A 20113-nucleotide genomic window follows, 5' to 3' on the forward strand; every position below is an offset into this window, starting at 1 on the left:
TCAATTCTGGTATCAGGCTTCAAGTCATCATAAAAAAATTATTCCTTTAGGGGGAACTGAGAATGAGCTTGAAAAAACAATTTGCAGTAACATTGGCATCTGTGGGTCTGGGAGCAGCACTGATTGGCGGAGGAACTTTCGCATGGTTCAACGCAACAACTGAGGTTGCAAATAATACGTTTGCCGCTGGTACAATGGCGATAGGTACTCAACCGGCACAAGGTGTATTTCAAGTAAGCAATATGAAACCAGGTGACTGGGCAGTTAAGACCTTCCAAGTACAGAACAAAGGGTCCTTGGATATTAACAAAGTATTGATGGGCTTAGATTATACAATCAATGACGTTGGGAGTAACCAGTTGGATGCAGATGATTTAGCTAAAAATTTGAAGGTATATTTCCTCGCAAGTGACGATAATACAGCTACTCCTTTTGATGACCAAATAATCATCAATCCTCTCTTCCCAAATCAAGGAAAAACATTGAAAGAGTTTAAAGAGCTTAATCAAGTAGATGTTTCTAGCTTGGGCACTAAATTGTCTAACTTGAAACCAAATGGAGAAGACCGGATCTTCATTGGTATCAAATTCGTAGATGATAATGCAGACCAAAACCGATTCCAAGGTGATGGTGTGAATATCAAATTCAAGCTGGAAGGCAAACAAACTTCCGGAACAGAAAAATAGTATTAAATCAGTTCTTGAATGAAGCCCTACTCTTTAGAGAGTGGGCTTCTTTTGTTATTAAACGAAAAAGAGGTGGGATAAGTTCATACCTTTTTAAATCTATTTTTCTATTGGACTTAGCATTCCTAAAAGTTTACACGCCAGACTGAGCCACAGCCACCTTTAACGCATACCTCAAATCCCCGATAATATCACCAATCGTTTCGGTCCCAATCGAGAAACGGATCAACCCCGGGGTAATCGACGCAGTTTCCTGCTTCTCCTCTGACATCTGCTTACTCGTAGGATGAGTGACCAGCGATTTGGAATTTCTGACATTTGCCAGATGAGAGAAAAGTCATGGGGATTCGATCAGTATCTTGCCTTCATTTACGCCGACATTATATACCAAAAGTAAGTCAAGTGAGAATGGCGCCTGAACTATAATCGCAGGTATTTCACTGCCTGATGGGGAAACTAGAGTCTCCATTCCATTAGCGAATGGGATGTCAGGGTTACCAATATTTTGCCATTTACCCCCGTCAAACGAATGTGGTAATTTTTTGGGAAGCCAAAACTTCTGCTAGTGAAGTGCGGGGGACGATTTTCTTCGCAAATTCTTTCCGTTTGCGATTGGGGTGAAGCGCACATGCGCAGGGTTGACTCCTCAACCCGAATCCGACAACTAACCTCGCAGGCAGTTGAAAGGAGATCAATAATGAAAAAACGTTTCAGGGCAAAATCATTTGTAATGATGGCGTTAGGTTTCTGCTTGGCAGTGATCTCAACACCGGCATTCGCTGCTTCCTCTACCTACCAGATTAAAGCAGACGACACCTTCTACAAAATTTCCAAACAGCATAATGTGCCTTTGGCATCGATTCTACAGGCTAATCCCGGAGTAGATTCACAGAACCTGCAACCGGGGCAGACGATCCAGCTGCCAGTTGCCAAACAAGTGAAGACAGCTTCAGGTCCAACTCGTCCTTACAGCAAAATAATCAAAGCTGTGGCGACCGCCTATACAGGATCCGCGAAGGAAAACGGCGGATGGGCAGGGGTGGATTACTTAGGAAACCCGCTCAAAGTGGGTACGATCGCAGTCGATCCAGATGTGATCCCACTTGGTTCCACTGTATACATCACAGGGTACAAGCATGGCGCGCTTCCTGCGAACGGTATGATCGCGAAAGCAACCGACATCGGTGGTGGGATCAAAGACGCGCGCGTGGACATTTATGTGCCTGGTCATGATGCAAGCGATTTCGGCATGCAAAACGTTCAAATTTATGTGTTGAAGTAGTTTTGTTCGAGCGGTAATAACCTGAAAATGATCGAAAGGGCCTCCTGCATTTCTGCAGAAGGCCCTTTTTGCGCTTCTTTTGTTTGAACTATGCCGTGACCTGCTTTACCGCCGCTTTCAACGCCTGCTCCAAATCCCCAATGATATCCGCTATCGACTCCGTGCCGATCGACAGACGGATCAACCCTGGGGTAACCCCCGCTGCTGCCTGTTCTTCCTCGTTCATCTGTTGGTGAGTGGTGCTCGCAGGATGGATGACCAATGACTTGGAGTCTCCCACGTTAGCCAGGTGGGAGAACAGCTTCACGGATTCGATCAGCTTTTTCCCTTCGTTCAAGCCGCCGCGGATGCCAAAGGTGAGGATAGCGCCAGCGCCTTGAGGCAAGTATTTCTGTGCCAGCTCATGATTCGCGTCGCCCTCGAGTCCAGGGTAGCTGACCCATTCGACAGCAGGATGGGAAGCGAGATACTGTGCGACTGCCAGAGCGTTTTGGCTATGACGCTCCATGCGCAGATGCAGGGTCTCCAGCCCTTGCAGGAACAAGAAGGAGTTGAAAGGAGCTACGGCAGCCCCGATGTCTCGCTGAAGCTGGACGCGCGCTTTGATGATGTAAGCGAGCGGTCCGACAGCTTCGGTGTAAACGACACCGTGGTAGCTTGGATCCGGGGTAGTCAGGCCAGGGAACTTGCCGTTGTTCCAGTCAAACTTGCCAGAGTCTACGATGATTCCGCCGATGGCTGTGCCGTGTCCACCGATGAATTTGGTCGTGGAGTGGACGACGATGTCTGCACCGTGTTCGAAAGGACGGCACAGGATCGGGGTGGCAAACGTATTGTCGACGATCAGAGGAACGCCATTCTCATGAGCAATGTCCGCAATGGCTTGCAGATCAGCTACGTCAATGCGCGGATTTCCGATCGTTTCGCAGAAAAAGGCTTTGGTATTCTCATTGATGTATGCCCGGAAGTTTTCCGGATTGGAATGGTCGACGAAATGGACCTTGATGCCAAGGCGCGGAAGAGTGTGGGCGAAAAGGTTGTAGGTGCCCCCGTAAAGGCTGCTGGATGCAATGACTTCATCGCCAGCCCCAGCGATGTTGAGAATGGAGAAAGTGATGGCTGCCTGACCAGAAGCGGTTGCCAGCGCACCGACGCCGCCTTCGAGCAGAGCGACCCGTTTTTCAAATACGTCCTGTGTAGGATTCATGATGCGCGTATAAATGTTGCCCATTTCTTTGAGCGCGAACAAATCTGCCGCATGATCGGTATCGCGGAAGACGTAGGAGGTCGTTTGATAGATCGGAACCGCGCGTGAACCTGTTGCGGGATCGGGCTCCTGCCCTCCGTGTACGGCAATCGTTTCCGGCTTCCATTGTTGCTGATCAGACATGACCATCTCTCCTTTTTTTCTGTGGGTATGATAAGGTATAAAAAAACGGAGCTATCCTCTGAGTAGAAGAAGCTCCGGTCATACACGGACTCTCGTTCATCTCTCAGAATCTATGGATTCTGCAGGAATTGGCACCTCGCATCGTTACATGCAGGTTGCCGGGCTTCGTCGGGCCTGTCCCTCCACCACTCTTGATGAAAACCGAAATCTGTTGTTGTCTTAATTGTATGAAAAGGAATACTTTACTGTCAATATTCAATAATTCAGTTATCAGGGAGGATTAAATGGGAATATCAGATAATCAGCAGCAGACAGGGAAAAAGAGCATGGCATTGCGAGCGGCGTGGATCATTCCGAACGTGCTTTGCTACTTTCTTCTTATCTATATGGGGGTATTTGTAGGCAAAAACGCTGAGCACTTGGAGGAGATCAATCGGCTGGCCATCTGGTTGTTTATGCTAGTCGTGATGTTCATGGTATCGGCGTTCGGTACGTTTCGTATCGTGTACTGGATCAAAAAAGGAAAGCTGTGAACGGAATCGGAATCAGCGGCCAAACAAAAAAGGGCACGTGCTGTGCCCTTTCTGTACGAAAGAAATTAGTCCTTTTTGATGGTTGCGTGAGTTCCGTCGCAATTTCCTTCTGCGTTTTTGGTTTGACCGCATCTACAGGTTCCCATTCTTTTCCCCTCCTTTTCTTCTCTAAATAATCATTATAGATAATTAACTAATTACATACAACTTGATTACGATTAGTAATAAGGTTATGCTGATTTTGGCAAGATTTCGTTTTTTGGACAAAGCGAGGGCTTTCGAAAAGCAGTAGCACGTATGATATGATTGGTTAGAAAACAAGCGGATATTTTTACATAGCAGGGGGTATTAGTACGATGAGTAATGGCGTAAAGGAAATAACTCCAGAAGAATTGCTGGCAAAGCTGGATGCCAATGAAGAGGTGCAAGTGATCGACGTGCGTGAAGTCGATGAGTGGAATGCCGGGCACATCAAGCAAGCCAAGCTGATTCCTCTAGGCTTTTTGCCGCATCGCATCGAGGAGCTGGACAAAGATGTTCCGATCGTGATGGTTTGCCGCAGTGGAGCACGCAGCCATATGGCAACCGAATACTTGACTGCACAAGGCTTTGATGCAGCAAACATGGTAGGCGGAATGCTGGCGTGGCCAGGAGAGAAAGAACTGTAAGGATAGGCAGGGGGAGGAAGTAAATCGTGAGTGAAAGCAAAGTGCAGCAGCAGGGAGGGGCTCTGCAGCGTCATTGGTTTACCGTGCTTTCCGGCGTGTTAATTCTGGCGATTGTCGGTGTGTTCGGGTACAACTACATGACCAAAGAGCAGATTCCTGTCATGAAAGCACTAAACGACTTTTCTTTGGATAACACCAACGGGTCCACGTACACTTTCTCGGAGGGAAAAGGGAAAGTACGCTTGGTTGAATTCATGTTCACCAATTGCCCGGATATTTGTCCTGCGACTACGTACAACATGTCCAAGCTGCAGGATCAATTGAAGGAAAAGGGATTGTTTGGGGATAAGGTCGAGTTCGTGAGCATCACGTTCGATCCCGACTTTGACACTCCTGAAGTTTTGCAGGCGTATGCCGAGAAATTTAAGGCGGATAGAAGCGGATGGAAATTCCTGCGCGGGGATGCCCAAGCCATCGAAAAGGTGACAAAAGACTTTGGCATCGCCGTGATGAAGCAGCCGGATGGCTCGTTTGCCCATACCGCGCGCATGTTCCTCGTCGATGAAGACGGAAACATGCGCCGCGCGTACGGGATGGCCGCCGAAATGGACATGGAGCAGATGATGAAAGAGATGGAGGAGCTGGCTGACTAGCTTACCTCGTTTCCTCAAAGCGGACTTTCAGGACCTTTTCGGTTTTCGTTTCAAATTCAATATGAACCAATAACGCCCGCATGCGATTGTTCTCCTGGAGCAAGAGCTTGAACGTCTCCTCTGACGTTGTGGGCGTTTTTGTTTTTCTGCCTACGTGCAAGTAATCGACCACTTTGGCGTTCGGGTAGGTCTTCATGGTTTGCTGCATGGCGATTTTTCCCCATTTGGCATAGGGAGGTTGAGCTTCCGCGATCGGGCTTGTCCACATTAGCGTGATGCCCAGCAGAAGGGCGGTAAGAATGGCTGTTCCCTTAGATTTCATCGGTCTCGACTCCCTTTTCATTGATGTGAGGCTCCAATGTGCGGTAGTTTGCCCATTTCCTTACCGAAAAAGCCGGGTTTCTTGCTTTCTACCTCACGGATTTTGTACAATTTTCCAATGGGCAAGTGCGATCATTGGATAAGGCTCTGGCTGATCGCCTTTTCTTCGCATGGAATACAAGACAGGATGAAACGAACGCCTCGCGTTGTGTTACAATAAGAATGGCATGCTTGGTTCGGGTTCCCAAAATCATGCACGATGAAGTTAGGAGGAAAGAGATTGAGCGACGTTAAGATTTTCGCAATGGGCGGCCTCGGCGAGATCGGAAAAAACATGTACTGCGTCGAGTATGAGGATGAAATCATCATGATTGACTGCGGGGTGAAATTCCCTGAGAACGAGATGTTCGGGATCGATCTGGTCATCCCCGATGTTTCCTATCTGGTGGACAACCAGCATAAAATCAAAGCACTTTTGTTGACGCACGGACATGAAGATCACATCGGGGCGATTCCTTATGTGATGAGACAAATCAAGGTGCCAATTTACGGTGGTCGTCTGACCCTGGGCTTGGTCAAGGCGAAGCTGGAAGAGCACCGCATGCAAAACGATGTCAAACTGATTCCGATTTCGGAAGACACGGAAATCTCCTTTGATCGGTTGAAGGCGACGTTTTTCCGAACGAACCACAGTATTCCTGATTCGTTCGGGGTTGTGGTGAACACACCTGAAGGCATGGTCATCCATACAGGCGACTTCAAATTCGATATGACACCGGTCGGACAGACGACGGAGTACGGCAAAATTGCCCGCATTGGCGCGAGCGGAGATGTATTGGCTCTGCTGTCGGATAGCACCAACAGTGAGCGATATGGCTTTACGATGTCTGAGCGAACTGTCGGCGAAGGCATTCTGGATGTGGTCCGCAAAGCGCGCGGCCGCATTATCCTCGCGACGTTTGCTTCCAACGTTCACCGCTTGCAGCAGGTCGTAGATGCTGCCGAGCAATGCAACCGCAAAGTGGCGGTTATCGGGCGCAGCATGGAAAAGGTATTTTTGATTGGACAAGAACTGGGCTATATTCAGATGCCTGAGGGTATGCTCATCGACATCAAGCACATCGACAACTACGCGGACAATCAGGTATTGATCATTTGTACGGGCAGTCAGGGCGAGCCGATGGCAGCTTTGACACGGATCGCTTCCGGTTCACACCGCACGGTTTCGATTTATCCGGAAGATACCGTCATCATCTCGGCCTCGCCGATCCCTGGCAACACGATCAACGTGAGCCGCACGATCGACAAGCTGTACCGGGCAGGCGCCAATGTCGTCCTCAACCAGGACTTTGACATCCACGCCTCCGGACACGGAAGCAGCGAAGAGCTGAAGCTCATGCTGAACTTTATTCGTCCCAAGTACTTCGTGCCGATCCACGGGGAGTACCGAATGCTCAAGACTCACTCCAAGCTGGCGCAGCAGGTGGGAATTGACAGCAGCAACATCTTTATCATGGACAATGGCGATGTGCTGAACTGCAATCGGGAAAAAGCGTGGCTCAGCAAGGTTCAGGCAGGCATCGTCTTGATCGATGGCAGCGGCGTAGGTGACGTCGGCAACATCGTTCTGCGCGATCGCAAGCATCTGGCGGAGGACGGTCTGATGGTCGTCGTCGTCAGCCTGGATATGAAAAACTTCAAGATCCTGACAGGCCCAGACATCGTGAGCCGTGGCTTCGTCTACGTGCGCGGGTCTGAATCGCTCATTCAGGAGGCCACGATGCTGGTTCGTCAGCGCCTGCAGGAAGCCTTGGAAAAGAAAATCAAGGAGTGGTCGGAGCTGAAGGCGCAAATCAACGAAGTGATCAAGCCGTTCATTTACGAAAAAACCGGCCGCAACCCGATGATCCTTACCATTTTGATGGAAGTGTAGCCAGCTGCACTTCCTGATTCTCGGGCGGACATGAAGCGGGTATAATAGAAGTAATGGAAATACGTGAAACAAAATGTGAATCACAAAGGAGAGTTGCCCTATGATGTCTTATGAAGCATATATGAGCCAAGTAATCCAACCGATGCGCGATGAGCTGACTCGCAATGGTTTCCAAGAGCTCCGCACGGTGGAAGAAGTGGAACAAACGCTGCCAAACGCAAAAGGCCTCACGCTGGTAGTAGTGAACTCCGTATGCGGTTGCGCGGCTGGTCTGGCTCGCCCGGCTGTGGTGCATTCCCTGAAGCACTCGACCAAGCCTGAAAACATCTACACCGTATTTGCCGGTCAAGACAAGGAAGCGACTGCGAAAGCTCGCGAATACTTTGAAGGCTATGCGCCATCTTCCCCGTCCTTTGCGATCATGAAAGACGGCAAAATCATGACCATGATCGAACGTCATCAGATCGAAAACAACGACCTGCAAACCATTGCGAACCTGCTGACGAACGCTTACGACACTTACAGCAAATAAGCAAACAGCACATTTACAAGACGCTCGGTTCCGGGCGTCTTGTTTTGCAGATCGGATTGGATAAATTTGAAAGCGGTTCAGGTGAAGAAAGGGGACTAAAGCGGATGCAGACCCGTTCGTTTGGACGAGACCCGCACCAGGTGTCACTCTTGGGATTTGGTGCGCAACGCATCGTGGATGAGCATGACTGCACGGAGGAAGAAGCGATTGCGATCATTCGCCGTGCAGTAGAGGCGGGAGTCAACTATTTTGATACGGCTCCCAGCTACAGCGGGGGGCAGTCGGAAACACGCGTGGGACTGGGCCTAAAAGGACTTCGCGACAAGGTGTGGATCGCGACCAAGACAGGAGGACGCACCCGGGACCTCGCCCTGAAGGATTTGGAAGGCAGCCTGAAGCGCCTTCAGACCGACTATGTCAATGAGTGGCGCATGCATAATATCATGCAGCCGCACGATTTGGAGGCGATTTTCGCCAAGGGTGGTGCGCTCGAAGCCTTGATCGAGGCCAAGGAGCAGGGGCTGATCCGAAAAATCAGCATCAGTGGTCACACCGACCCTCGTCTCTTGGCGGAGGCCATTCGCCGATATCCTTTCGACAGCGCCCTCGTGGCTTTGTCTGCGTTAGATCACTTCATCTACAGCTTCGCGCATGAGTTTGTTCCGCTAGCGGTCGAGAAGGGCGTAGCGGTGATTGGGATGAAGGTCATGGGGCTCGGAAAGCTGGCGCCATGGACAGAGCAGGCGCTGCGCTATACTTGGAGCCTGCCGGTGACGACGTCCATCCTGGGGGTCAGCAAAATGGAGGAACTCGAAGCCGATCTGGAGGCTGCCAATCGCTTTGTTCCGATGACAGACATCGAACGTGTTGCTTTTTTTCAAGAAATCATGCCGTTGGTTCGTCCCGATGTCCTTCGCTGGAAGGCGAGTGAGTGGATGTCCGGAAGTTGGTACCAGCTGCCTGACCTCCCATTTGCAAAACCACAACCGTAACGATTCCCCATAAAAAAACCGTTCGTTTTCTCTTTATGAGTAACGAACGGTTTTTCATTTGCGTCAAACCTATTGGATGAGGGCAATGGGCATTACTCTGTGTGTCCCGAGGGAGCAGGGCGATAGCGGTGGAAGGACGCGTGCACCAGGCAAAGAAGGACAGCTGTCGAGGAGACGGCGGTTGCCAGCAGCAACGTCGGCTCAACTCCGCCTTGATCGTACATATAGCCCATCGCAAGCGGGCCTAACAAGCGCCCGAGAGCCGTGATGGCCCCGACAATTCCAAGGTAAAACGGTGCAGCGTCACTCGTTTTTTCCGTGATGAAGGTAGGGATCGTGGGTGAAATCAGCATCTCGCCAAACGTAGTGATGATCATGCCTATGATAAAGGCGATGTAATTGCTGTGGAAAAGGAGCATGAACCCAAAGCCGGCTCCGTAAGCAACGGCACTCGCAACCAACTGGGCTGACAAGCTTTGACGCAGAATGCGTTTGAACCAGCCTATGATGGGCTGACCTGCAAAAATGATAATGCCATTGATGGTCCACAGCCAGCTGTAGTTTGCCAAAGGCATGCCCAAGCCGGTCAAATGGGGGGCAACCCCCGTGTTCCAGACGGTGGTCGAGAAGAAAATAGAGCCCGCGCCCAGCGCCATAAACAGGTACAGCTGGTAGCGATACAGCAGCCTCATGGTTTCGCCGGTTGTGCGCTTTTGTGCCTGTGCTGCCGAATCACCGACTAATTCTTGATGAGAGATATGCTTCATAAAGATGAAAAAGAAAAGGGCAAACAGCAAGGTGCTGGCACTGTTCAACAAAAAGGTCAAGGAAAAGGAGATGGCTGCCACGATGCCGGCAAGGGAGGTTCCGATGGCCATGCCCAGATTGTTGCTCACGTATACGACATTAAACAATTCGCGGCGCTGCTCCTTCCAGCGAAAACCGATGAAGGCCTGAATGGCAGGGGAAGAGAGATTGAAGGTCAAGCCGAGTCCAACCATCAGTGCCAGGTAGAGATTCCAGCTGCTGGTGAACGGAATCGCCAGCTGAATGCAGCCTTGCAAGAGCAAGGAACCAACAATGAGCCGTTTGGCACCCAGTCGATGGAACAGAGAGCCGCCGACGAATTGACCGATGATTCCGGCAAGTGACTGCAGCATGAGGGCAAAACCCGCCTCGGTCATCGAGCGTTGCAGGACCGTATGTACGTATAAGGTAGTTAGCGGCCACATGAAAGCACTTCCTGAAGCGTTGATAAAGCTAGCCACCAAGAATAGCAATGCTTCCCGCGGATAACGCTGCAAAAGGGAGGTTGGTGAAATCATGGAACTCATCCTTTTCGGTAAGTTATGGGAAAAGTATAACTCTTTTTATATACTTTGTAAACTAAAATGTTTAAAAAATAAACCTGCCTCCCGAACCAAATAAAGGCTGCTCCACAAGTCGCAGTTTCGAGTATACTAAACAAAGCGGAGAGTCGAATTAACATTGACACAGAGACTAAAGGTGGAGTCATTCTCTATGCGAATATGGAAACGAATGTTGTTAATTGTACTTGTAGTGATTGCTGCGACAGCAGGCTACTACGGGTATTCCTTTTATCAGTTTGCGCAAAATATCCAGGAGCCCAATGTTTTCACCCCGCCTGTTGATGGTGGAGCGGCGACCAAGGCTGCGGAAATTCCACAGTGGGACGGGAAGGACCGCGTCAATATCCTGCTGATGGGTGTTGACCGCAGAGGTATGAAGAATAATGGATTGCCTCGTTCTGATTCCATGATGCTGGTGAGTATCGATCCTGTCAGCAAGCGATACGATCTGTTTTCGATCCTGCGGGATACGTATGTCGACATCCCGGGCAACGGGAGCTCCCGAATCAATTCGGCGATTGTAGACGGCGGACCGGAGCTGGCGATGAAAACGGTCAGCCAATTTACAGGCTTACCTGTTGATCGTTATGTCATTACCGATTTCGAAGGCTTCAAGGCATTGATCGATTCCGTCGGTGGAGTCGAATTGGATGTCGAGAAAAATATGTATTACCATGACCCGACGGACAAAGGCGTGTACGATATTAATTTGAAAAAGGGAGTCCAGCAGCTTGACGGTAATAAAGCGCTGCAATACGTGCGCTTCCGCCATGACGCCACTTCCGATTATACGCGTACTGAACGTCAGCGTAAATTATTGGCAGCGGTAGCCGATCAGATGAAAAAAGGGACGACCCTGATCCAGCTCCCTTCGATTTTAAAAGAAGTGACGCCTTACATCCAAACCAATATCGGTACGATGGATATGCTGAAGCTGTCCTCACTCGGACTTAACCTCAACACGCAAAGCCCAGGGAAGTACCAGCTTCCTCCAATGGGAATGTTTAGAGAATCCCATCGGGCTGGCTCCGTACTGGTACCAGATGTAGATCAGGTCCAGTCTTTTATTCAAGAAACGCTTCAGCCAGCTACTGAACCAACTGGTGCAACCGTGGAAGATCCATCGACAAGCAGCACGCCTCAATGAGCGTGCTGCTTTTTTTTTGGAACCATCCTGGAGTTTTGGGGAAGACTATCCATGATTTGCATTGTGTGGAGGTGAAGGTGGATGGATCAGGAAATGGCGCACAGGTGGTTAGCCAACACAGGAGACCTGATCGTAGAACACATCGATGAGCCGGATGGCCGTGTGCGTCTGTACTATCTTTCCACCATGGCAGATGCGAAGGTCGTATACAACGAATTGATCCCAAAGCTTCGCATTCTCCAACTGGAGGATGCAAGCATAGCCGAAGTGGAGAGGCAGCTGGGGGTTGCCAGCAGCAACCGCGTCTACGGGGTGCAAGAGGCAGTTAGTCGAATGATACAAAATTGCATCTATGTGCACGTTCAGGACGCTGCATACGGTCTTGCCATCCCGAGTGACGGCACGGCGGGAAGGAACATCCAGGCGCCTGAGGTGGAATCGGTTGTTTTGGGACCTCAGCTCGCCTTTGTCGAAGAACTGCATGTCAACCTGAGCATCATCCGGAAGTACATGCCGACCACGCATCTCTTTCATGAGCGATTGGCGGTAGGAAAAGAAATCCCGATTGATGTTTCCCTCTTGTATCTCGAGAATATCGTAGATCCGGAAAATGTGAATACGGTGCGCCAGCGCATACAGGAATTGAATATTGACAGCCAACTCGATTCCAGTATCCTCGCACAGTACATCGCGGATAATGAGCGCTCCTTGTTTCCTACACTTCAGATTACCGAACGGCCGGACCGCGTCGTACACGGCTTGCGGCAGGGCCAGGTGGCGATTTTTGTCGAAGGAAGCCCCTTTGCTTTGCTGGGGCCGACTACGCTGCTGCAGTTTTTTCAGTCGCCGGATGACTATTACTTGCGCTGGGTTCTGGCAACCTTTAACCGTACGATGCGGATGTTTGCCATGATCCTTTCTTTGCTGCTTACACCCGTCTACGTGGCTGCACTCACTTATCACTATGAAATGGTCCCGGCCGATCTGCTCCTCTCGCTGGCACAATCCCGATCGCGCGTTCCTTTTCCCCCGCTCTGGGAGGCGTTCTTGATGGAGATCATTATCGAGCTGCTGCGGGAAGCTGGGGCAAGGCTCCCGACAAAGGTCGGCCAAACAATTGGTATCGTGGGCGGTATCGTAATCGGACAGGCGATCGTTCAAGCCGGGTTTACCAGCAACATACTGATCATTATTGTCGCACTCGGGGCTCTTTCTTCTTTCATTGCGCCCAGCTATATGATCGGCTCCACGATTCGAGTCATCCGCTTCCCCATGATTTTACTCGCCGGTCTGCTCGGCGCGATGGGGATTGTGATCGGCTTCAGCTTTCTGGCCAGCCATTTGCTGCGGCAGACCAGTCTGGGACGCCCCTACATGTATCCGCTCTATCCGGTTCGCTTTGAGGATTGGAAGGACGGATTTATCCGAGCACCGCTATCCTCCTTATGGCAGCGCTTCAAGTTCCTTAATCCACAGCTGAAGCAACGCTTCAATCGAGAGCAGGCACAGATAAAGAAAGACATCGACGAGTGAGCGAGGCCCATATGAACATCAATGACAATGTAAAACCGACAAATACCATATCGGCGTATTTAGCAGGATTTCTTGTTCACGGCACTCAGATCGGTGTGGGTGTGTTGGGCTTTCAACGAATCGTTGCCCAGGAGGCTGGACATGATGCCTGGATTTCCGTTGTGTTGGCAGGGCTCCTCACACACTTGACCGTTCTGGTGATCACCAAGACCTTGGCGTGCTACCCGAGTGCGGATATATACGGCATACAGCTGGATGTTTTCGGTAAATGGCTTGGTGCATTCTTAGGGGTGATTTATTCGATTTATTTTTTCCTATCAGCAATGGTCATTCTCCGTACATATGTGGAAGTCGTCCAGACCTGGGTGTTCCCCAACCTGCCGACCTGGGTCTTGTCCGCTATCATCCTGCTTCTCGCCGTCTACACGATTATGGGTGGAATCAGGGTGGTGGCAGGGTACACGTTCTTCTCCGTGAGCGTGACCATCTGGCTTGTCTGCGACTTGTATTATCCGCTGCAATTTGCGCAGTGGGAGTATCTGTTCCCCATCCTGGAAGCGAACGCAGGTCAGTTGTTCAAAGGAATGATCGGGATGTCCTTGAGCAGCATCGGCTTCGAGATCTTATACGCCATCTATCCGTATATTCAAAATAAGGAGAGGCTTCCCCGAAGCGTCCAGACCGGGGTGCTGGTCACCAACCTCATCTATACATTCGTGATGATCGTATCCCTGGTATTTTTTAGCCAAGGACAGCTCGTCAGGACGATCTGGGCGACACTTAACCTGAAGAAGATGGTTTATTTCCCCATCCTGGAACGGTTCGAGTTGATCGCGATTTCCATTTGGCTGCTCGTGGTTCTCCCCAATATCATGGTCTTCATCTGGTCATCTGCACGCGGATTCAAGCGTCTCTTTGGGTGGAATTTGAGAAAGACGATGATTTTGATCGTACCCGTCATTTATTTCATATCCCTGCTTCTCGTAAGCCGAAATGAAATCAATAAATTGAACGACATTTTTGCCAAAATCGGCATGTATACGGCGTATTTGTACCCTTTCTTGCTTTTTGTGCTGGTCAAATGGAAGCAACGGAAAAGGCGCATGAAGGAGGGGACGGCTGATGCGACAGTCCACGAATAGTTCGTTTGGGACAGGCAAACGGTTTTTGAGCATGTGGTGTGCAGTGACCCTGCTGATCACGGGCTGCTCGGACAGGCAGATCTTCGACGAGACAGGGTTGGTGACCGTCGTCGGCTATGATCTGCAAAAAGACGGCAACACTCGGGGAACCATCGTCATGCCTTCGATCAATCCGGAAGCAAAAGAAAAAATCCAGTTGATTTCTGCTGTTGCGAAGACAAGCAAGGGCATCCGGGACCAGGCGAATTTACAGTCAGACAAGAGAGTGCTGGGTGGTCAGCTGCGTGTCGCTCTGTACAACGAGGCGCTGGCCAAACAGGGATTGGGAAGCATCGTTGACACTCTCTATCGGGATCCGTCCATCTCCAGCCGGCTGTATCTGTGCGTGTATGAGGGCTACACCTACGATTTGCTCACTTATCCGTACAAGGAACTGGGAAACATCGGGATCTACATGTACCGCATGATCGAGCAGAACGTGAGGGGGGAGAAAATCCCGTCTACCACGATGCACGAATTCTTCCGTGCTTACTACGATCACGGGATAGATCCGCAGCTACCCTACATCGTGAGAAAGGGAAACGAGATCCAAATCAAGGGAGTCGCTCTGTTTCAAGGCGATCGCTATGTAGGGTGGATCAGTCCCAAGGAGGCCTTTCTCATCAAGATGATCCATGGAAAGTTCAGGATTGGCAGCTACGACACGGCTGTTCCGTCCGAAGTGTTTGGCAAGCATGTGGAGCATCTGAAAAATAAAGCGAAGGATGTGCAGCTCGTTTTTGACACCATCTCTTCTAAATCGCGAGTCAAGCTGACGAAGGAGTCACCCGCCCACTTTGATGTGAAAATCAAGTTGAATGCGCGCATTTTGGAATTGACAGTCCCCTTGAAAGTGGATGAACCAGACATTTTGAGCATGATGGAACGAGCGCTGGAAAAAGAGATGGAGGGGAAGCTGCAGCGAATCGTGAAAAGAATGCAGGAGATGGATGTGGATCCGGCCGGGTTTGGGGTGATCTACCGAGCCAATCGCCGGGGAATGGGAAAGATGACGACCAGTGAGTGGCGGAAGATGTTCAAGGAGGCCACATTCAGGTTCAAGGTGGACGCAACCATCATTCGAAATGGTGTTATGGATTAAGTATCAATTAATTTGCATTGCAAAAAAACATTTTTTCCTCGTATTTCTATTGACGTACGTTTTTCAAAAGGGATATAATCCGATTTGTATCACGGAAACATTGAAATGCGAAATATGAACATAATATACGTGGAAATCTTTCTTATCAAGAGAGGCGGAGGGACAGGCCCTATGAAGCCCGGCAACCGGCCCAAGTCAATGACATGGGTGTCGCGGTGCCAATTCCTACAAGATTGAATGGATCTTGATAGATGAGAAGGGTGGATGCGAACGTTATAGACGTTGCAGCCCCTTTTTCGTTTGTTGAAAAAGGGGCTCATTATTTATCGATCATAGAAGTACTTGAATGGGAGGTGGACTCGTTGATTCAATTGCGTAATTTGCAAAAGAGCTATCAAGTGCAAGGAAAGACGATTCCCGCATTGCACGGGATCGATTTGACGATAGAAAAGGGAGAAATCTACGGGATTATCGGGCATTCCGGTGCCGGTAAGAGTACGCTCATTCGTTGCATCAATTTGCTGGAGCGTCCTACTGCTGGACAGGTGATTGTGGATGGGGTAGATCTGACCCGTCTGGATGACCAAAAGCTGCAGGAACAGCGCCGCCAGGTAGGCATGATTTTTCAGCACTTCAACCTGCTGTCTTCGGCAACGGTAGGAGACAATGTGGCGTTTCCGCTGAAATTGGCAAAGCGTCCAAAGCAAGAGATCCGCAAAAAGGTGGACGAGCTGTTGAAGCTGGTCGGGCTGGAAGCGCATCGGGACAAATACCCATCGCAGCTGTCCGGCGGTCAAAAGCAGCGCGTGGGGATCGCCCGTGCGCTGGCAAACGATCCAAAGGTGCTGCTGTGCGACGAGGCTACATCCGCACTGGATCCGCAGACGACCAATTCCATTCTGGCATTGCTGCTGGATATCAACCGCAAGCTGGGATTGACGATCGTCCTGATCACGCATGAGATGCACGTCATTCGCTCGATCTGCGACCGTGTCGGGGTCATTGACGGAGGTCGCATCGTTGAGTCCGGCAAGGTGCTTGAGGTCTTCCTGAAGCCTCAGCATCCGACCACTCAGGAATTCGTGGAGCAGGTAGCGGACTCATCAGAACTGCGTGAAGCAGTCGCTCATGAAAAAGCGACAAGCAATCGAACCATCGCACGAGTCACCTTCCTCGGAGAGCAAACCTATCAGCCGATTTTGTTCCAGACCATGCAAGAGACCGGTACGGTATTCAGCATCTTGCAAGGAACGATCTCGCGCATGAAGGATACACCGTATGGTCAGCTCGTTGTTGAGCTGGAAGGCGATGCACAGCAAAGCATGCGTGCAATTGAAACGCTGCGGCAGCGCGGCCTTGAAGTGGAGGTGATTTAAATGGGATTGACGCTGGAAAATGTGGACTGGAGTGAAATCGCAGAAGGTACCGGGGCAACGCTAACCATGCTTGGGTTCTCTACCTTGTTTGCGGTATTGATCGGTTTGCCGGTCGGTATCATCCTGTTCCTCACATCTCGGGGTCAGCTTTTGGAAAATCGCGCGTTCTACTCGATCGCTTCGATTGTCGTCAATATCTTGCGTTCCGTACCCTTCATCATTCTCATGATCCTGCTGATTCCATTCACCAAAGCGATCGTGGGCACATCCTTAGGCGTGCTGGGGGCAATCCCGCCGTTGGTCATCGGTGCGGCTCCGTTCTTCGCCAGACTGGTAGAGACCTCTCTGCGTGAAGTGGATAAAGGCGTGATCGAAGCGGCTCAATCGATGGGTGCCTCCAACTGGCAGATCGTATGGAATGTCCTGCTGCCCGAGGCGCGGTCCGGTCTGATCGCGGCGATTACGATTACGACGGTAACGCTCGTATCGTACACCGCCATGTCCGGGGTTATCGGCGGCGGAGGTCTGGGTGACCTGGCGATTCGCTACGGCTATCAACGCTTCCAGACTGATGTCATGATTGTTACTGTCGTGATTTTGCTCGTGTTGGTGCAGATCTTGCAATCCTTTGGGGACAGGCTGGTCTTGAAATTCAGCCGCAAGTAAGATCTTTCCATAGATAAAGCTTTACAAGAAGCAAAGAAAAAAAGGGGGATTTTCCGTGAAGAAATTAGTGGTATCTGTACTGTCTACTGTATTGGCATTCTCTCTGGCAGCTTGCGGCAGCAAGCCTGAAACAGCTCCAGCTCCAGCTGAAGGCGGTGCACAAGGCTCCCAAGGCGGCCAAGAAGTAACCCTGAAAATTGGTGCTACTCCCGTTCCGCATGCAGAAATCCTGAAATACATTCAGCCTAAGCTGAAAGATCAAGGTGTAAACCTGGAAATCAAGGAATTCACCGACTATGTACAACCAAACGTACAAGTAAACGAAAAACAACTGGATGCAAACTTCTTCCAGCACAAACCATACCTGGAGCAGTTCAACAAAGACCAAAACATGGACTTGCAACCAGTGACAGCGGTGCACATCGAACCATTCGGCGCATACTCCAAGAAAATCAAGAAAATCGACGAATTGGCTGATGGCGCAACAATCGCTCTGCCAAACGACCCAACCAACAACGGCCGCGCGCTGGCTCTTCTGGAGAAACACGGCTTAATCAAGCTGAAAGAGGGCGTAGGCATCAGCGGAACCGTAAAAGACATCGTAGAGAACAAGAAAAACCTGCAATTCAAAGAAGTAGAAGCAGCTATGCTGCCACGTGTACTGGAAGAAGTGGACCTGGCGCTGATCAACACCAACTACGCGCTGGAAGCGAAACTGGTTCCAACGACAGACGCTTTGATCCTCGAAGACAAGGAATCCCCATACGCGAACTACCTGGTAGCTCGTCCTGACAACAAAGATTCCGAAGCGATGCAAAAACTGGCGAAAGAACTGAACTCTCCAGAAGTAAAACAGTTCATCGAAGAGAAGTACAAAGGTGCGATCGTACCAGCATTCTAAGAATAAATTTAATTGATCTATAAACAATAAACCCAACTGGTCCATGTGGCTGGTTGGGTTTATCTTTTTTAATAAAAGTATAAATATTCATAAAATTAAATGAAATCTATCCAAACCCCATTCTCAAAACAGCTGCCAGTCGAGTATATTTTGGTGGAACTTGGAAATTGTTTGACAAGGGGGAACATTCAGATGAAAAAGAGAGTGAGTATGCTTGCTGGTCTTACATTGCTCGTCGGGACTGTACTGGCAGGCTGTTCCGGCGGAGGGCAACCCTCAGCAACGGAACCGTCCAAGCAAGAGACGGCTGCACCAGCAGATGAGAAAAAGCCGCAGGTATTCCGTGCCAATCTGACGAGCGAGCCTTCTACTGCAGACCCAGGCTTGGCCAAAGATGCCACTTCAGGGGCTGTCGTGCGCGCAACCTTTGACGGATTGACCCGTCTGGACAAGGATTCGAAGCCGATGAAATCGATGGCGTCTGATATCAAGGTGTCCGATGACAACCGCGTCTATACGTTTACGATCCGGGATGCGAAATGGAGCAATGGAGACCCGGTGACGGCTCACGACTTTGAGTATGCCTGGAAGCGTGTGCTGGATCCGAAGCTGGGGGCGGAATACGCCTATCAGCTGTACTACATCAAGAATGCGGAAAAGGTTCATACCGCCAAGGCGAAGCCGGAGGAATTGGGCGTCAAGGCGCTCGATGACAAGACGCTGGAAGTAACGCTGGAGAACCCGACACCCTTTTTCCTCGAGCTGACGGCGTTCTACACCTACTATCCGGTCGACAAAAAGGTAGTCGAGGCCAATCCAAACTGGGCGAACGAAGCTGCGACGCACGTAGGAAACGGGCCATTCAAAATGACTGGCTGGGAGCACAAGAGCAAGATTGTCCTGGAGAAAAACGAAAACTACTGGGAAAAGGACGTCGTGAAGCTCGATCGGATCGAATTCGCCATGATCGAGGACGACAGCACGGCCTTGTCCATGTTTGAAAACGGTGAGCTGGATTGGGCTGGCCAACCGCTCGGGGGATTGCCTACCGATGCCATCCCATCTCTGAAGGATGCAGGAAAACTGGTCGTTCATCCAAAAGCGACGATGTACTGGTTTAAGATGAATACCACAAAGGCGCCGCTGAACAACGTGAAAATCCGCAAGGCGCTGTCTTATGCGGTGAACCGTCAGGAGATCGTCGATAACATTACGCAGGTCGGTCAAGTGCCGACGATGGGGATGCTGCCGCAATCCATGATCATCAAAAAAGACGGCTACTTCAAAGACCATGATGTCGAGACGGCAAAACAGCTGCTTGCAGAAGGCCTGAAGGAGCTGGGGCTATCCTCCCTGCCTCCAATCACCCTCTCGTACAACACGACCGACCGTCACAAGAAAATCGCAGAAGCTCTGCAGGATCAGTGGAAAAAGGGTCTGGGTATCGACGTGAAGCTGGCGAACAAGGAGTTCAAGGTGCATCTGCAGGATATGCACGAGCTGAACTATGACATCGGACGCATCGGCTGGAACGCAGACTTCAACGATCCGATCAACTACATGGAAATGTTCCGCGACCAAAACACAGGTAATAACGATACAGGCTGGGAAAACGAAAAGTACAAACAGCTGCTGCAGCAATCGGCTGTAGCCAAGGATCCGGCAGAGCGCACCAAGCTGTTTGCAGAGGCCGAGCAGATTTTCATGGATGAGATGCCTTTGATTCCTCTCTTCACCGATGTAGACGTATGGGTGCAGAGCGAAAAAGTGAAAGGCGTGCAGGTGGATGGTCTCGGTTTCATCGATTTGAAGTGGGCGGAAATGGTGCAGTAAAGAAAGTGCATACA

20 protein-coding genes and 3 riboswitches are annotated in these 20113 nt (G+C 50.3%); of the genes, 16 read left to right on the plus strand and 4 right to left on the minus strand.

Annotated features, from left to right (window positions below):
- Positions 1–62: 62 nt before the first annotated feature.
- The gene (locus JNE38_RS02570; RefSeq protein WP_203355123.1) at positions 63–686 is read left to right on the plus strand and encodes a TasA family protein; all 624 of its coding nucleotides are present in this window, start codon (positions 63–65) and stop codon (positions 684–686) included.
- Between the two features lie 133 nt (positions 687–819).
- On the opposite strand, the gene JNE38_RS30490 is transcribed toward JNE38_RS02570, so the two are convergent.
- Positions 820–1011, minus strand: a complete 192-nt coding sequence (locus JNE38_RS30490; protein ID WP_343071683.1) for a PLP-dependent transferase — start codon at positions 1009–1011, stop codon at positions 820–822.
- 213 nt (positions 1012–1224) lie between these two features.
- A riboswitch (cyclic di-AMP (ydaO/yuaA leader) is annotated at positions 1225–1380 on the plus strand.
- 3 nt (positions 1381–1383) lie between these two features.
- On the opposite strand from JNE38_RS30490, the gene JNE38_RS02580 reads away from it, so the two are divergent.
- A complete protein-coding gene (locus JNE38_RS02580) occupies positions 1384–1968 on the plus strand; it encodes a 3D domain-containing protein (RefSeq protein ID WP_238933536.1) in 585 nt (194 codons plus the stop codon).
- A gap of 88 nt (positions 1969–2056) precedes the next feature.
- On the opposite strand, the gene JNE38_RS02585 is transcribed toward JNE38_RS02580, so the two are convergent.
- Complete coding sequence (locus tag JNE38_RS02585) at positions 2057–3358, minus strand: homocysteine synthase (protein ID WP_203355125.1); 1302 nt, start codon at positions 3356–3358, stop codon at positions 2057–2059.
- 93 nt (positions 3359–3451) lie between these two features.
- Positions 3452–3559: riboswitch (SAM riboswitch) on the minus strand.
- Between the two features lie 83 nt (positions 3560–3642).
- Between JNE38_RS02585 and JNE38_RS02590 the strand changes: the two genes are divergently transcribed.
- The 3 genes from JNE38_RS02590 (at position 3643) to JNE38_RS02600 (ending at position 5212) form a co-directional block, all read left to right on the plus strand.
- Positions 3643–3891: a hypothetical protein gene (locus tag JNE38_RS02590; protein ID WP_203355126.1), complete on the plus strand. Its 249-nt coding sequence runs from the start codon at positions 3643–3645 to the stop codon at positions 3889–3891.
- Between the two features lie 356 nt (positions 3892–4247).
- Complete coding sequence (locus JNE38_RS02595; protein WP_203355127.1) at positions 4248–4559, plus strand: rhodanese-like domain-containing protein; 312 nt, start codon at positions 4248–4250, stop codon at positions 4557–4559.
- Positions 4560–4585: 26 nt separating this feature from the next.
- A complete protein-coding gene (locus tag JNE38_RS02600) occupies positions 4586–5212 on the plus strand; it encodes an SCO family protein (protein ID WP_203355128.1) in 627 nt (208 codons plus the stop codon).
- 1 nt (position 5213) lies between these two features.
- Here JNE38_RS02600 and JNE38_RS02605 read toward each other — a convergent pair whose 3' ends face one another.
- Positions 5214–5480 (minus strand): DUF3889 domain-containing protein, encoded by a 267-nt coding sequence (locus JNE38_RS02605; protein ID WP_238933692.1) that lies wholly within the window; start codon positions 5478–5480, stop codon positions 5214–5216.
- Between the two features lie 312 nt (positions 5481–5792).
- Between JNE38_RS02605 and rnjA the strand changes: the two genes are divergently transcribed.
- The 3 genes from rnjA (at position 5793) to JNE38_RS02620 (ending at position 8990) form a co-directional block, all read left to right on the plus strand.
- Positions 5793–7466, plus strand: coding sequence for a ribonuclease J1 (gene rnjA / locus JNE38_RS02610; RefSeq protein ID WP_203355130.1), 1674 nt, complete (start codon positions 5793–5795; stop codon positions 7464–7466).
- A gap of 100 nt (positions 7467–7566) precedes the next feature.
- Positions 7567–7998, plus strand: coding sequence for a BrxA/BrxB family bacilliredoxin (locus JNE38_RS02615; protein WP_203355131.1), 432 nt, complete (start codon positions 7567–7569; stop codon positions 7996–7998).
- A gap of 104 nt (positions 7999–8102) precedes the next feature.
- Entirely contained in the window at positions 8103–8990 is an 888-nt protein-coding gene (locus JNE38_RS02620; RefSeq protein WP_203355132.1) for an aldo/keto reductase, read from the plus strand.
- A gap of 92 nt (positions 8991–9082) precedes the next feature.
- On the opposite strand, the gene JNE38_RS02625 is transcribed toward JNE38_RS02620, so the two are convergent.
- Entirely contained in the window at positions 9083–10315 is a 1233-nt protein-coding gene (locus JNE38_RS02625) for an MFS transporter (protein WP_203355133.1), read from the minus strand.
- Between the two features lie 196 nt (positions 10316–10511).
- On the opposite strand from JNE38_RS02625, the gene JNE38_RS02630 reads away from it, so the two are divergent.
- From JNE38_RS02630 to JNE38_RS02665, 8 genes are all read left to right on the plus strand, one after another.
- On the plus strand, positions 10512–11507 hold the full coding sequence (locus JNE38_RS02630) for an LCP family protein (protein ID WP_203355134.1): 996 nt from the start codon (positions 10512–10514) through the stop codon (positions 11505–11507).
- 81 nt (positions 11508–11588) lie between these two features.
- Positions 11589–13040: a spore germination protein gene (locus JNE38_RS02635; RefSeq protein ID WP_203355135.1), complete on the plus strand. Its 1452-nt coding sequence runs from the start codon at positions 11589–11591 to the stop codon at positions 13038–13040.
- Positions 13041–13051: 11 nt separating this feature from the next.
- Positions 13052–14182: a GerAB/ArcD/ProY family transporter gene (locus JNE38_RS02640; protein ID WP_203355136.1), complete on the plus strand. Its 1131-nt coding sequence runs from the start codon at positions 13052–13054 to the stop codon at positions 14180–14182.
- Positions 14163–15323, plus strand: a complete 1161-nt coding sequence (locus JNE38_RS02645; protein WP_203355137.1) for a Ger(x)C family spore germination protein — start codon at positions 14163–14165, stop codon at positions 15321–15323. The genes JNE38_RS02640 and JNE38_RS02645 overlap by 20 nt, the downstream gene beginning before the upstream one ends.
- Before the next feature lie 139 nt (positions 15324–15462).
- Positions 15463–15581: riboswitch (SAM riboswitch) on the plus strand.
- Positions 15582–15685: 104 nt separating this feature from the next.
- Positions 15686–16699, plus strand: a complete 1014-nt coding sequence (locus tag JNE38_RS02650; RefSeq protein ID WP_203355138.1) for a methionine ABC transporter ATP-binding protein — start codon at positions 15686–15688, stop codon at positions 16697–16699.
- Complete coding sequence (locus JNE38_RS02655) at positions 16700–17365, plus strand: methionine ABC transporter permease (protein ID WP_203355139.1); 666 nt, start codon at positions 16700–16702, stop codon at positions 17363–17365.
- Positions 17366–17420: 55 nt separating this feature from the next.
- On the plus strand, positions 17421–18266 hold the full coding sequence (locus tag JNE38_RS02660; protein ID WP_203355140.1) for a MetQ/NlpA family ABC transporter substrate-binding protein: 846 nt from the start codon (positions 17421–17423) through the stop codon (positions 18264–18266).
- A 192-nt stretch (positions 18267–18458) separates the two neighbouring features.
- Positions 18459–20099 (plus strand): peptide ABC transporter substrate-binding protein, encoded by a 1641-nt coding sequence (locus JNE38_RS02665; RefSeq protein WP_203355141.1) that lies wholly within the window; start codon positions 18459–18461, stop codon positions 20097–20099.
- The last annotated feature ends 14 nt before the right edge of the window (positions 20100–20113 follow it).

Source organism: Brevibacillus choshinensis (assembly GCF_016811915.1).
GTDB lineage: Bacteria > Bacillota > Bacilli > Brevibacillales > Brevibacillaceae > Brevibacillus > Brevibacillus choshinensis_A.